General features: G+C 72.9%; 14 protein-coding genes and 1 pseudogene. 5 read left to right on the top strand and 10 right to left on the bottom strand.

Annotation, left to right across the window (positions count from 1 at the left end; genetic code table 11):
- The 10 genes from JNW87_RS24065 to JNW87_RS24020 all read right to left on the bottom strand — a co-directional run.
- On the bottom strand, window positions 1-399 hold a 399-nt coding region (locus tag JNW87_RS24065), incomplete at its 3' end, for a hypothetical protein (protein ID WP_238454440.1).
- Window positions 383-640, bottom strand: a complete 258-nt coding sequence (locus JNW87_RS24060; RefSeq protein ID WP_238454439.1) for a hypothetical protein — start codon at window positions 638-640, stop codon at window positions 383-385. The genes JNW87_RS24060 and JNW87_RS24065, both read right to left, overlap by 17 nt.
- Before the next feature lie 32 nt (window positions 641-672).
- A complete protein-coding gene (locus JNW87_RS24055) occupies window positions 673-1527 on the bottom strand; it encodes a peptidoglycan recognition family protein (RefSeq protein WP_238454438.1) in 855 nt (284 codons plus the stop codon).
- A gap of 176 nt (window positions 1528-1703) precedes the next feature.
- A complete protein-coding gene (locus JNW87_RS24050; protein ID WP_238454437.1) occupies window positions 1704-1928 on the bottom strand; it encodes a DUF397 domain-containing protein in 225 nt (74 codons plus the stop codon).
- A gap of 49 nt (window positions 1929-1977) precedes the next feature.
- A complete protein-coding gene (locus tag JNW87_RS24045) occupies window positions 1978-2367 on the bottom strand; it encodes a zinc ribbon domain-containing protein (RefSeq protein ID WP_238454436.1) in 390 nt (129 codons plus the stop codon).
- Window positions 2364-2588, bottom strand: a complete 225-nt coding sequence (locus tag JNW87_RS24040) for a hypothetical protein (RefSeq protein ID WP_238454435.1) — start codon at window positions 2586-2588, stop codon at window positions 2364-2366. Before JNW87_RS24040 ends, JNW87_RS24045 begins: the two co-directional genes overlap by 4 nt.
- Complete coding sequence (locus JNW87_RS24035; RefSeq protein ID WP_238454434.1) at window positions 2585-2842, bottom strand: hypothetical protein; 258 nt, start codon at window positions 2840-2842, stop codon at window positions 2585-2587. The genes JNW87_RS24040 and JNW87_RS24035 overlap by 4 nt, the downstream gene beginning before the upstream one ends.
- Before the next feature lie 225 nt (window positions 2843-3067).
- A complete protein-coding gene (locus JNW87_RS24030) occupies window positions 3068-3916 on the bottom strand; it encodes a helix-turn-helix transcriptional regulator (protein ID WP_238454433.1) in 849 nt (282 codons plus the stop codon).
- Window positions 3913-4434: a DUF6879 family protein gene (locus tag JNW87_RS24025; protein WP_238454432.1), complete on the bottom strand. Its 522-nt coding sequence runs from the start codon at window positions 4432-4434 to the stop codon at window positions 3913-3915. The genes JNW87_RS24030 and JNW87_RS24025 overlap by 4 nt, the downstream gene beginning before the upstream one ends.
- On the bottom strand, window positions 4431-4880 hold the full coding sequence (locus JNW87_RS24020; protein WP_238454431.1) for a hypothetical protein: 450 nt from the start codon (window positions 4878-4880) through the stop codon (window positions 4431-4433). Before JNW87_RS24020 ends, JNW87_RS24025 begins: the two co-directional genes overlap by 4 nt.
- A gap of 82 nt (window positions 4881-4962) precedes the next feature.
- On the opposite strand from JNW87_RS24020, the gene JNW87_RS24015 reads away from it, so the two are divergent.
- The 5 genes and pseudogenes from JNW87_RS24015 to JNW87_RS23995 all read left to right on the top strand — a co-directional run.
- Window positions 4963-7599, top strand: coding sequence for a hypothetical protein (locus JNW87_RS24015; RefSeq protein WP_238454430.1), 2637 nt, complete (start codon window positions 4963-4965; stop codon window positions 7597-7599).
- Window positions 7599-7781: a hypothetical protein gene (locus JNW87_RS24010; protein WP_238454429.1), complete on the top strand. Its 183-nt coding sequence runs from the start codon at window positions 7599-7601 to the stop codon at window positions 7779-7781. The genes JNW87_RS24015 and JNW87_RS24010 overlap by 1 nt, the downstream gene beginning before the upstream one ends.
- The gene (locus JNW87_RS24005; protein ID WP_238454428.1) at window positions 7782-11987 is read left to right on the top strand and encodes a hypothetical protein; all 4206 of its coding nucleotides are present in this window, start codon (window positions 7782-7784) and stop codon (window positions 11985-11987) included. It begins immediately after the preceding gene.
- Between the two features lie 164 nt (window positions 11988-12151).
- A complete protein-coding gene (locus JNW87_RS24000) occupies window positions 12152-13045 on the top strand; it encodes a hypothetical protein (protein WP_238454427.1) in 894 nt (297 codons plus the stop codon).
- Window positions 13042-13583, top strand: a pseudogene (locus JNW87_RS23995) (hypothetical protein); the annotation flags it as partial. The gene JNW87_RS24000 and the pseudogene JNW87_RS23995, both read left to right, overlap by 4 nt.

The following is a 13583-nucleotide window of genomic DNA, read 5'->3' as shown; positions in this document are numbered from 1 at the left end:
GGCGGTGGCCCGCCGACGGGGACGGGGCCGGGGCCGGGTCCGGGGCGGTGCACCCGTACCGCCGGCGCAGGTCCTGTACGGGCCTGTCCCGGGGCACCACCGGTCCAGGACGACGCACAGGTCCCGGCGGGTCTGGGTCAGCCGGGCGTCCCGCGCCTGGTCCGCTGCGGCGGCGGCCTGCCGCCGCTGGGCCTGGTCCTGCTCCAGCGCGGCCACCCGGCGGTCCATGCTGGCGTTGGCCAGGGTGACGGCGATGTACGCCGCAGCCGCCGCGCACAGCAGCGGCAGCACGGCGTAGAGCGTCAGCAGCTTGGCGAGCTGCCGCCGGGGGTTGTGCACGACGACCCCCGGCTGGTCGGTCAGCAGCCCGTACGGTCGCGGCTCACTGTGGCGGCTCACGTGACGACCTCCTGCCCAGCTCGTCCGGGTCGAGGCCGGCGGCGAACACGTCGAGCCGCAGCCGCGCGTCGACCCGCTGGTCGAAGTTGGCCTCCCGCTGCACGTCGGAGGTGCGCAGGGTGCCCCGGAACCCGAGCAGCGCCGTGACCAGCGTCGCCAGCACCGCCAGGGCCCCCACCGCGACGGTGAGACCGGAGACGTCCCCGCCAGCGGCCCTGACGATCTGCGCCCCCAGCCACACCTACCTGCCCCCTCACCGGACCGGCTGGGTGCTCAGCGCACCGGGTTGCGGAAAGCGGCGTTCCAGGTGTTGACGCCGATCAGCCCGTCCTCGCGGAGGCCCTGGTCGTCCTGGAACGCGAGCGCGAGCGCGCGGTACTCGGGGCCGTAGATGCCGTCGTTGCCGGCGCCGCCGAGCCACCGCTTGCCCTTGCCGATCGACCAGCCGCGCCGGCCGAGCTGGGTGGCCCACTCGCGCAGCCAGGCGCGGTCGGTGCGGCCCCGGAAGTAGCGCTCGTGCGCGCCGGAGACGGAGTAGTCGGGGCCGGACGCCGGGCCGAAGTACCAGCCGGCGGGCAGGGGGAAGGCGATCGGCGTGCCGGGCGCGGGCTTGGAGCCGGCCGGCGGCTTCGGCTGCGGGGCCGGCGTCGACCCGACGGTGGGCAGGCCCGCCTTGAGCCAGGCGTAGATCTCGTCGCCGGGGCATTCGGTGGACCCGCGGTCGCGGTGCCCGAGCAGCGTGAGCCGCCGGCCCTTGCGGTCGTTGGCCTCGTCGTAGAGCCACTTGAAGGCGCGGCGGGCGGCGTCGGAGACGTCCTGCTTGCCGGCCTGGTCCTTGCCGATGATGCAGACGCCGATCGCCTCGGTGTTGTGGCCGGCGCAGTGCGCGCCGAGCGTCGTCCACCCGCGGCCCTCGTAGATGTGGCCGGTGATCGAGTTGATGAGGAAGTTGTAGCCAACGTCGATCCAGCCCCGGACCCGCATGTGGAAGTCCTGGATCTGGCGGGGGGTCTGCGTCGCGCTCGCGGCGGAGTAGTGGCCCATGAAGACGGTCCGCTTGGACCAGGGCACGGTGGAGCGTGACTCCGGGGCGCGGGCGCCCCATTCGGCGCGGCTGATGATGTCCACTGGTTGTCCTCCCGGCAGCGTGGATCGAGCTGTCGGGGGACAGTGGTGTTTACGGTAGCGGGCCGGGGTGACGGGTGCGGGGCCGGAAGCAGGCCCGCCGGCCGCCGCTGCGCGGACAGCGGCGACCGGCGGGGGTCGTGCGGGGGCCGGCCACGACGTTGGGGCCGGCGCCCGGGTCAGCGGGCGTGCGCGGGCAGGTCGAACTCGCCCGCCTTCGCGCCGGCGATGAAGGCGTCCCACTCGCCCGCGTCGAAGACGCGGGTCGGGCCCTGCGGGTCGCGGCTGTTGTGCAGCTCGACGTCGCCGCCGCCGAGGAAGCGGACGTCGACGCAGTTGTCGCAGTTGGGGCCGGACTTGCTGGACTTGAACCATTGGCCGATCGGGCGCTGTCTCGGGTCCACGGTGCTGCTCCTTGTTGTGGTCGCCGGCCGCTCGATGCGGCGGGCGGGCTCAGGTGCGCCAGATGAAGCTCAGGTCGTCGGGGGCGTCGGCGACGACGACCACCTTGACCAGCAGCTGCTCCAGCACGGACGCGCGGAAGGGCGCGCGGATCGCGGCGAGGTGGGCGCGGCGCTCGGCGGCGGTCCATGTGACCGACTCGATGGCCTCGGCGGGCAGCTCGATGCGGCGGCAGCCCTGGCCGCACTTGTAGGTGCGCTGGCCGCGCCCCGGGTGGGGGTGCATGGGCACGTCGCAGGGGCCGCACCACAGCAGGGTGCGCAGCAGGTACGGGTCGGTGCTGGCGGCCATGCGCGGCGGGCGGGCGGTGTTCGTCCAGGCAGCGCGTCGCCCGCACAGGGAGGTGCCGGACAGCAGCCGGGCACCGGGTCCGTCGTTCACCTGCGGCCTCCGTTCGCGCGGTACCGCTGGGCGGGGGTGAGCAGCAGGGTCGCCGCACGCCAGTCGATGCGGGTGGGGGCGTTCCAGGCGGGCTGGGTGCGCGGCCGGGCCAGGGCCGGGGCCGGGGGACCGGGCGTCGGTTCGGGTTCCGACGCCCGGTGGCTCTGGTTGCGGCCCTGGCCCCACCGGGTGCGCTGGCGGTGCCGGCCGACGCGGGTCACAGCGCCCACCCGTAGGCGTCAACCTGGACCTGCTCCGCCCAGCTCGCAGCGTTGCACGGCCACGGGTTGTGGCACCACTCGCAGCTGCGGTGGTTGACGGCGATGAACGGCCAGGCGAGGCCGACGCGGATGACCGGGCCGTTGGGCTCGTGCAGGGCGAGCATGTGGCCGGCGACGGTCAGCCGCTCGCCGGGGGTGAGGACGACGTAGCCGTAGCCGGGGACCGCCTCGCCGGGCGGCGGGGGCGGGACCACGAGTTGTTCCCGAGGTGGAGGGGAACCCAAGCGGCCTGCCGAGGCGGTCCCGGACCTGCCGCTGTGTGATTTTCCCCGACCAGTAGATAGAACGACCACGAGTAGCCCCCAGCCTTCTCTGGACCCGGGCGTTCATCAGTGATCGAGCGGTCACTGTGCATCACGCCCACCTGCGACCGTATGGGCGGCCGCCGATGGCGTGCGAGGATGTTGCACGATGTTGCATCAACTCGCGTCGTCGTCTAGATCCCGGAGCGCTCCCGTGATGAGGGCCCGCGCTTCTCGGCCGTAGGCGGCTGACCCGGCGAGCCGTTCGAAGGCCCGACTGTAGACGGCGATGTCCCGGGGCTGGGTCAGCTTGAGTTCTGCGGAGATGGTTTCGACGAGGACGGTCTTCGCGTCGAGGATCCAGAACCCGTGCATGGGGAGAAAGCCGTGTGCGGCGCGGGTGGGAATGACACCCAGGTGAACGCGGGGGAGGGCCGAAAGGGCGAGCAGCCGATCGAGTTGACCGGCGAGCACGTCGGGAGGCGCGACGCCCAGGGTCAAGGCCGCCTGGCAGAACACCATGTGGAACCGATGGTCGCCCCGGTAGAGGATGCCCTGACGCTCCATTCGCGCGGCGACGCCTTCTTCCACATCGTCCGGCAGGTCGTGAAAGTCGATGAACGTGCTGAGAATGGCGGCGGCGTACTCGGCTGTCTGCAGGAGTCCCGGAATGAACTGCGGCTCGAATGCGCGAAACAGCTTCGTGTCAGCCTCGAAGCGGACGCTCTCCCGTTGCCGTGCCCGCGTGCCGGACTTGAGCAGCCGCCGCCACTCGACGAACATGGCGTCGATGGACCGGACGACCGCGACAAGGTCCGCCACCTGGTCGTCGGCCCCGCACAGCCGGCACCACGTGCGTACGTCGTCCTCGGAGGCGTTGATGACGCCGTGCTCCAGCTTGGAGACCTTCGTGAAGTGCCAACCGGCGCCCGCGGCAAGCGCTCTGCCCGTCAGGCCGGCGTCCTGCCGGATGTCCCTGAGCCTGACCCCCAGCGCTTCCCGGGCCTGACGGGCAGGTGTGCTCACGTCGTTGCAGGCTGGTACTCGGCGTACGGAACCGCACGCGGCCACAGGTCGTCACGGGTTGCCCGGTAGAGGGTCAGCTGCTCCGGATCGTCCTCTACGGCGTAGCCGGCACCACGCCCATCCGGCTTGAACAGGCTGAGGACGAGCAGGTGGTCATTGAAGAGCCAGCAGTCCTCGGCGGGCAGCGCGCCTTCGGCTACCTGCGCACGCGGAAGGTACCTGACTTCCTCGCCGGCCTCGATGTTGCCCGGGTCCAGCTCCATCGCCCAGCGCATGTAGTCCGACAGGGGCTCCGTCACAACGCGCAGCCGCTGAACTTCAGTCCCTGCCGACGTCACCTCGCTCATGAAGGACAGCCAGTCTCTCCGCCATGCAAAGTCGTCCGGTATGCCGCGCAACCACAAGTCGAACGGAACGTCCTCGTCCTCGACGTGGTACGCGTCACGCAGCTCCAAATGCCACGCTCGGGTGCCGGGGCGGAACATGGACCGGAACTCGGCACTGGTGATGGGTTTCATCGACTGCTGGCCACCAAGTTCTGCATTTGGCGAGCGGGAACCTCGACACAGGTTTCATGGCCCGGGATGTCCATTAGAGCGAGAGCGGCCTGGTCGGTTACACGCGCACCCTGAATGATGTAGTTGCCTTCCGTGGTGACGTCGAGGATGGGCGCCTCGATCCGAGTCACTACCCCGTTGAGGCCGTTCTTGGCCAGGTGGCGCATCAGTGGGGCGGGCACCTCGACGACTGTCTCCTGGTCTGTCTCTAGGGCGAGGATCGTGGGATCGGCAACCTTCCAGCCCTGCACGACGTAGCTGTCTCGGTCCGTGGCGTACAGCGTGGGGGATTGCCCGCCCGTCGACTCCTTGCCCAAGAACGTTAACCGCATGCCCCTGCCTCCCAGCGATAGTTGCACGTTGTTGCCCGTCCCACAGATCGTCGGCCGCCGCTCGTGCAACGTCAAGGGATCGCCTTGGTCGCGAGAGGTATGGCTATATGGCCGCAGTGGGAGATTGCGACCGTAGAAACTGGCCTACGCTGGGGGCGTGGCGCTGGGGCGTGCGTACATCGAGATCATCGGCGACGTGAAGAAGTTCGCGCCGGAGCTGAAGCGCGGACTCCGCTCGGCGCTGAAGGTGGGCGCGCTTGGCGCGATCGCCGCCAGCGCGTCGGGCAGCCTCGTCGGCCTGGCCGGCGCGCTGGCGCAGGTCAGCGGCGCGGCGTTCGTCGCGCCCGGCGCGGCGGCCGTCTTCGGGGCGGCGATGGGCGCGTTGAAGATCGCCACCGCCGGCTTCGGGGACGTGCTGGGCGCGGTCGCCGAGGGCGACGCGAAGGCGTTCGAGGAGGCGCTGGAGAACCTGTCGCCGCAGGCGCAGAAGCTGGCCCGCGAGTTCATGGCGGTGCAGCCGGCGATCCAGGCGGTGCGCACCGCGACGCAGGACGCGTTCGCCGCGCCGATGATCGGGCAGGTCAAGCAGACCGCCTCGGTGCTGGCCGGGCCGCTGCGCGCCGGCCTGGTCGGGGTCGCCGCCGAGTACGGGCTGGCGGCGCGGCGGGCGCTGGAGTTCGCCCGCGAGGGCGCCACCGTGTCGGTGCTGCGCGGGGTGCTCGGCACCGCGAAGGAGGCGGTGGCGAACCTGGCCGTAGCGGTGGGGCCGCTGCTGGCCGGGTTCCGTGACATAGCCGTGGTGGCGCTGCCGTCGCTGGGTCAGCTGTCCGGTGTGGCCGGAGGGCTGGGGGCGAAGTTCGGCGGCTGGCTGTCGGCGATGGCGCAGAGCGGCACGGCCACCGCGGCGATCCAGACGGCGCTGGGCGTCCTGCGGCAGCTCGGCCAGGTCGCCGGCAACGTCGGCGGGATCCTCAGCTCGGTGTTCCAGGCGGTCAGCCAGGCGGCCGGCGGCGGCGGGCTGCTCGGGAGCCTGGTGATGGCCACCGGCACGCTGCGGGAGTTCTTCGCCTCGGCGGAGGGCGCGACGGCGTTGCAGGGGGTGTTCGCCGCGCTGGGCGCGGCGGCGTCGGGCCTGTCGCCGGTGCTGATGACGCTGCTGGGGATCATCGGGCAGTCGATCGTGCCGGCGCTGATGCCGCTGGTGCAGGCGGTCGTGCCGGCGTTGCAGGCCGTCGCGACGGCGCTGGGCCCGGCGATCGGCACGCTCGGCGCGGCGCTCGGCCGGGTGCTGTCCGCCCTGTCGGTGGGCATCCAGGCGCTCGCCCCGTCGCTGGGCCCGATCGCGCAGGTGATCGCGTCGATCGCGCTGGCGGTCGCGCCGCTGCTGCCGGTCATCGGCCAGCTGGTGACCATGCTGATCGGCCCGCTGGCCACCGCGCTGGGCGCGCTGGGCCCGCTGATCGGGCCGCTGGTGTCCGCGCTGGCCCCGGTGCTGCTCCAGATCGGGCAGACGCTCTCCGCGGTCCTCGCCCCCGTCGCCGGGCTGCTCGCCGAGCTGTTCACCCAGATGGGGCCGCCGCTGGGCCAGGTCGTGGCCGCGCTGGGCGGGGCGCTCGCCCCGATCCTGGCGCAGGTCGCGCCGCTGGCCGGGGTGCTGGTGAACGCGCTGATGCCGCTGATCCCGACGATCGTGTCACTGCTGCCGCCGATCATCCAGGTCGTCGTGGCGCTGACCCCGCTGATCGGGGTGATGGCGCAGCTGATGACCATGGCGATCCAGGTGGCCGCGCCGCTGATCCAGCTGGCGGCGCTGCTGTTGCAGTTCCTGGCGGCGCAGGCGATCGCGCCGCTGATCTCGGCGATCGCGTCGGCGCTGGCCTGGCTGCTGCAACCGCTGTCCGGGGTGTCGAGCTGGCTGTCGCAGATCAGCGGCTGGCTGGGCAGCATCGACTGGGCCGGGGTCGGGTCGGCGATCGGCGGGGCGTTCTCGTCGGCGTGGAACGCGGTGGTCGGGTTCTTCACGTCGATCGGGCAGTGGTTCGCCGAGCTGCCCGGGAAGATCGGCGCGTTCCTGGCCAGCCTGCCGGGGATGCTGTGGAACCTGTTTACCTCGGCGCTGGGCATGGCGCTCCAGGCCGTGGGCGTTGGCATCGGCCTGCTGATCTTCTCGGTGACGACGCTGCCCGGCCTCGTCCTCAACGGGCTCATGGCGCTGCCGGGCCTGCTGGCTGGGTTCTTCACCCGGCTGTGGGCCAGCGCGCGGGCGCTGACGACCGCCGGCATCACCGCAGTGGTGTCGTTCGTGACCGGGCTGCCCGGTCGGATCATGTCGGGGCTGTCGCGGCTGCCGGGGATCATGGCCAGCGCGCTGTCGTCGGCGTTGAACGCGGCGCGCAGCGCGGCGTCGAGCGGCGTGAGCTCCCTGGTGTCGTTCATCGGCAGCGTGCCGGGCCGGATCGCCGGGCTGGCCGGGAAGTTCGTGTCGGCGGGGGCCAAGCTCATCAGCGGGTTCATGAACGGGCTCAAGAACGTGGGCGGGTTCATCGGCGACGTCGCCGGGTCGATCACGTCGGCGATCACGGGGTTCATCAACCGGGTCATCGGCAAGATCAACTCCGGTATCGCGTCGATCGACGCCAAGCTGCCCGGGTCGCTGCCGCGCATCCCGCAGCTGGCCAACGGCGCGATCCTGCGCCGGCCGACGCTGTTCGTCGGCGGCGAGGCCGGCGACGAGGTGGTGGTGCCGCTGACCGGCCGCGCCGGGCGCGGGAGCTGGCCGAGCAGTCCGGGCTGATGCGGCTGCTCGGCGGCGACGGCGGCGGGTCCGTGGTGTTCGGGCGCGACGCGATCCGGGTGACCTTCGAGGGTGTCCTGCCGACCCGGCAGGAGGCGCTGGACACCGGCCGGGCGGTCGGCGAAGGCGTGTTGCAGACGCTGGCCCGCCGCGACGTGGCCACGACCGTGAGGACGATCTGAGTGGGCGAGTACAACCCGGACCGGCCCTACGTGCTGGGGATGCAGTGGGCGCCGCTGGTGGCCGACACGGTGCAGCTCGACACGGGCAGCGAGCTGGGCTACACGTTCCGGGCCCGCGCCAGCCACACGGCCGGCAACGGGCTGCGGAGGGTGCGGCTGCATGTGGCGTCGCCGCCGCCGGGCCTGCCGAACCGCAAGGAGCTGCTGGTCAACCTGTACCCGGCGGGCCAGGTCGCGGGCACCGGGCCGGTGCGCAAGCGGGTGATCCCGGTGCGGGACGGTGCGCTGGTGGCCGGCGCGGCGCTGGCCGGCGGGTCGGCTACGCCGCCGGACGCGGTGAGCAACCCGTCCGACCCGCGGCACATCACGCTGACCGGGCCGAACGCGGCGGCGCGGTTCTGGTTCGACACGGACTCGTCGCTGACCCACGCGAAGCTGGACGGCCGGCGGATCCTCGACGTGTCGGTGCTGTACGTCATCAGCGGGCCGTTCGCCGACCTGGCCCCGGCGGTGACCCTCGGCCTCGAGCGCCCGTCGGCCGGGGTGAACTGGCTGATGGACGAGACGCTGAACGGGCCGGCGGTCCACAGCGGGGTGACGGCCGTCGGCCGGTCGCGCCTCGGCGAGCTGAACCCGTGGTGGAACGCGGCGGCGGCGCCGACGGTCGAGCGGGGCCGGGTGCCGTGGCGGTCGCGGAACGTCGGCGGCACGGGCAGCCCGCCGGCGGGCTTGTCGGCGCTGGCGGCGTCGGGCGGGACGAACATCAACGTGCGGCTCCAGGTCGCCGCCAACGCGGCGGCGACGGCGGTGTTCCAGGTGCACTACCTGGCGCTGGAGGTGTCGTACGGGGAGGAGAACCGGGTCGGCGGCGGCGGCCTCGACCTGTCCCAGGGGGCGGCGTACATCAGCGGCTATTACTACGAGGTGCCGATCTGGGAGGCGACGAACTTCTCCGGCGGGGTGGAGCTGGCCGGCGGGCGGGAGTACGCGGTGACCGTCGGGCAGGCGTACGCCGGGCAGCTGTCGGTGGCGTCGCCGGTGCCGGTGAAGGCGGACCGGCTGGGGCCGGTCGAGCCGTACCCGGCGCACCGCGGGGTGCTGCTGCGCAAGACGCTGCGGGCCGGGCAGACGCCGACGGTGGAGACGGTCGACGAGCTGCCGTCGGTGGTGCTGTTCACCGGGGCTGCCGCCCCGGGCAACCCGGACCTGAGCGCGCACAGCTACATGACGCAGGTGGTGGCCACGGTGTCGGAGCTGACGCCGCAGGGCTGGACGATGCAGCAGCTCGTCGAGGAGGTGTCGGCGGATTGGGTGTGGGTGCGGTTCTACGCCCGGCACCTGCCGGGCACCCGGGCTCCGCTGGAGCTGGCGCAGGTGCACGAGGCGGACACGAACCAGCGGCTCGGCCCGCTGGCGCGGATCACGGTGGAGGAGTTCGACGCGCTGCCGGAGATCGCCGACGGGTGGCGGGAGGTGACGGTGCGCCTCGACCCGCCGTACCTGTCCGACGGGTTGGGGGACACGACGTACTGGACGTTCGCCAGCAGCGCGGACGGGCAGTCGCCGTGGCAGGTCCTCGGCGCCGACGCGAACCCGTGGAGCACGCAGCCGGCCGGGTTCGAGGCGGACACCGGGTACGGCGGCAGGACCGCGTGGGCGGTCGTCGACGGGCAGTCCGACGAGTCGGCGGACCTGACGCTGATGTTCGCGCAGGAGATGGACGCGGTGACCGGCCTGGCGGTGCAGTCGGCGGTGCAGCCGCTGCGGGTCGTCGACGAGCAGTGCGACCGGCCTGCGGTGAAGATCCCGACCGGCATCCGCTACCACCGGCTGTCCTGGGTGGCGGTCACGTCGGCGGTGGTGGCGGGCTGGGGCCACTACGAGGTGCAGCGCCAGGACGACACGATGGGCGCCGACGAGTGGGAGACGGTCGCGAAGGTCGTCGAGCCGTCGGTGTCGGCGGTCGACGACTACGAGGCGCGGGTGGGCGTCGAGTCGCGGTACCGGATCAGGACGGTGCACCGCCTCGGCATCGCCGGCCCATGGTCGGACCCGGCGGCGGCGACGATCGCCGCGCCGGGCGTGGAGGGCCGCAACGTCGACACCGGGGTGCTGATCCTGACCAGCAACCACAACCCGGCCGGGAACCTGGCGTACGTGGCGAACTTCGACCGGTCGGCGGTGGAGGAGTTCACGTTCCCCGAGGCGGGGCAGGTCGAGCTGCAGGAGATGTTCGACCGGGACTACCGCACGGCGTTCCGGCCGCTGGAGCGCGGCGGGGTGGAGTTCACCCGGACGGTGCTGGTGAACGCGGCGGCGGTGCCGCCGGACACGATGGACCGCAGCTTCCGCGACCTGCGGGACCTGGCGTGGGACACGGCGCCGTACGTGTGCGTGCGCGACGAGCTGACCAACCGGTGGCTGTCGACGCTGCTGGTGCCGAGCGGGCAGGTGAAGCGCCGCAAGGCGGGGCAGCTCCAGCTGGCGCAGCTGACGGTGGTGGAGGTGACGGCGACGCCGGCCCCGCTGGACGGTGGACCGGCCGCGTGCGAGGGCCTGCGCCCGGAGGGGCTGGTCATGTCGGTCACGGCGAGCACGCCGACGCCGGCAGCCGCCCTCGCGCCGACGGTGTTCAGCGACTGGTTCCAGCGGACGGTGGCGGTTGGCCTCGGCGGCGGCTGGCAGATCGGCAGCGGCGCCCCGGAGGACTTCTCAGTCGGCCAGGAGGCCGGGAAGATCCGGCTGGCGAGGCCGCTGAACGCGAACCCGGACTTCGAGACGGACGCCTCGTCGTGGACGGCCGTCGGCGGCTCGCTGGTGCGGGACACGGCGCTGAGGTATTCGGGGTCGGCCGCCGGGCTGCTGACCCCGACCGGATCGGCCGCGACGGTGCGGGTGGAGTCGGAGCAGGTGGCGGGCATCGTCCCCGGCGGCACCTCCTACCGGGTGCAGGCGCGGGTGTCCTGCCCGATCGCCCGGACGGTGCAGATCGGCTTCAACTGGTTCGACGCCGCCGGGGTGTTCCTGTCGTCGACGTTGGGGCCGGTGGTGAACCTGGCGGCGAACACGTGGACCCGCGTCGAGCACATCTCGGGAGCCCCGGCGGGTACGGCCCGGGCCACGCTGATCGTGCAGATGGGCGGCACGCCGCCGGCCACCCACAAGCTGTCGGTCGACCGCGCGTTCATCAGCCTGTTCGACCTGCGGCGCGCTGTCGTCGGCCCGGCCGTCAGGAACGTCGACGTGCGCGTGCGGTTCCGCTTCACCGAGGCGGCGGCCGGTCAGCCGATCAACGCGTACCTGCTGGCCCGGCACGTGGACGCCAGCAACACCCTGCGGGCGGTGCTGTCGGCGCAGACCGACGGGACGATCGGCGTGAAGCTGGAGAGCACCGCGGGCGGCGTCGTGACGTCGCTGACGCAGACGGCGACGGTGCTCACCCCGACGCTCGGCAACGTGACGCACACGCCGGGGCAGTGGTACTGGCTGCGGTTGCAGGTCCGAGACGACGCGATCCGCGCGGCGGTGTGGCCGGCCGGGGAGAAGTTCTGGCGGTGGGAGGCGTCCGCCACAGACGGGTCGGTGCAGGCCGCGGGCCAGGTGGGCGTGCGGGCGCAGCTGGTCGGCGGCAACACGAACGAGGACCCGAGGGTGGAGTTCGCCGAGCTGCTGGTCAACGAGCCGGTCAGCAACGACCTGGACGTGCGGATGGAGCTGCGGCCCACCGGCGACGTGTGGTCCGCCGAGCTGAGGCACCTCTCGGACGGGGTGCTGGAGCCCTCGACCGGGTGGAGGGTGACCGCCGACATGGTGTCGTCGTGCTTCACCGCGTTCGGCGGCGCCGGGTACGAAGGCTGCACGAGCACGCCGAAGATGGTGGTGCGCAACCAGCGGCGGTGGATCCGGCTGACGTACGAGAACGGCAGCGGCCTCGCGAGTTGGTGGGCGTCGGAGGACGGCCAGGACTGGCAGTGGGTGGGGAACCACCAGGCGAACCCGGAAGCGCCGACGGTGGACCCGGGGCAGTTGGCCGTGGAGCTGACCGGCGAGGTGACGGTGGCCCGGGCCGAGGTTCGCCGCAGCGTCGACGGGCCGGTGCTGGCGAGCCCCGACTTCGAGGGCCAGGCGGTCGGCACGACGCAGTTCGCCGACGCGCAGGGCAACGTGTGGGAGGTGGACGGCCGTGGCATCTGCGCCCCCGCCTGACCTGCTCGACCTGCCCGCCTGGCGCGGGCAGCGGTCAGCGTCGTTCCGGTTCGACCTGATCGACGGGCGGACCGGGGTACGCCGGCGTGAGCTCACGCCGCTGCGGGACACGTCGCCGAGCCTGAGCCACGACAGCACGTCGACGATCCCCCCGGCTGTCCGGGGTGACCCTCGGCGTCCAGGACGCGAAGCGGGTCAACCAGCTGACCGACCGGATCGCGCCGCGGATGGTGATGGGCGACGGCAGCTCGTACCGGCTGGGCCGCTACCTGGTGGCGGACTCGTCGGACCTGGTGACCAGCGCCGGGTCGACGGCGCCACTGACGCTGCTCGACGAGATGTTCGTGGTCGACCAGGAGCTGGACGTCGGCTTCGACGCGGCCGGGCAGCTCGTCGACCAGGCGGCGGCGCGGCTGGTCGAGGGCCTGCCGATCGGGCAGCCGGTCATCGACGCGACGGAGTTCACGTCGGTGGCCGCCTGGTCGCCGGGCACGTCGCGGGCGAACGCGCTGCGGGACCTGGCCACGTCGGGCGGGTACTTCATGCCGTGGTTCGACCACCGGGGTTGGCTGCGGATGCGGCGGGCGTTCGACCCGGCCGACCAGGCGGTCACGATCGACCTGGACGCCTCCCGGCGGGTGATCCGGGGGTCGATCTCCCGGGGGACGGACCTGCTGACCGCGCCGAACCGCTTCGTGGTGGTGTCCAACGACCCGGGCTCGGAGACGGAGCCGGTGGTCGGGGTGTACGACGTGCCGGCGTCGGCGCCGCACTCGATCGCGCAGCGCGGGTTCGTGCTGCCGAAGACGGTCGACGTGCAGGTGCGCTCGCAGGCACAGGCGACGGTGTACGCGCGGACGCTGGGGCTCCAGCAGACGGTGTACGAGGTGGTGGAGCTGAGCACCCCGGTGGACCCGCGGCACGACGCGTACGAGGTGGTGCGCTTCGACGGGGTGCGGTGGCTGGAGGTCGGCTGGACGATGCCGCTGGTGCCGGGCGGGGAGATGCGGCACACGCTGCGGCGGGCGTACCCGGAGACGGAAGGCGGGGAGGCGTGAGCGACGGGAAGGTGCCGGGCCTGGCGCTGCCGGTGAAGGCGCTCGCCGAGGCGGTGCTGGAGAAGGCGATCCGGCTGGGCCTGACGTGGCGGCTGAGGCCGGCGACGGTGACGAGCGTCGGCGGCGACGGCACGATCCGGGCGCTGCACGACGGGGACAGCCAGGCGATCCGGGTGACGTCGATGATCGGCCCGGTGGCGGTGCGGGCGCGGGTGATGGTGCTCAAGACGCCCCCGGCGGGGAACCACATCGTCGGCTGGGTGGGCACGCCGGGGCCGGGGGCGCCGCCCGGCCCGGTCGTGCAGACGTTCACGCAGAACGGGACGTTCGTGGTGCCGGCCGGCGCGCGGTGGATCCGGGCGTACGGTGTCGGCGCGGGTGCCGGTGGCGGTGGCGTGACCGGCGTGACCGGCGGCAACGGCGCGGGCGGTGGCGGCGGCAGCGGCGGCTACTGCGAGAGCTGGTTCCTGACCGGCGGCAACGGCGCGGGCGGTGGCGGCGGCAGCGGCGGCTACTGCGAGAGCTGGTTCCTGCCGGC

The organism is Micromonospora sp. ATA51 (assembly GCF_016802855.1).
GTDB classification, from domain to species: domain Bacteria; phylum Actinomycetota; class Actinomycetes; order Mycobacteriales; family Micromonosporaceae; genus Micromonospora; species Micromonospora sicca.
The sequence above is the reverse complement of the archived record's forward strand: the minus strand, read 5'-3'. Positions and strand labels throughout refer to the sequence as shown.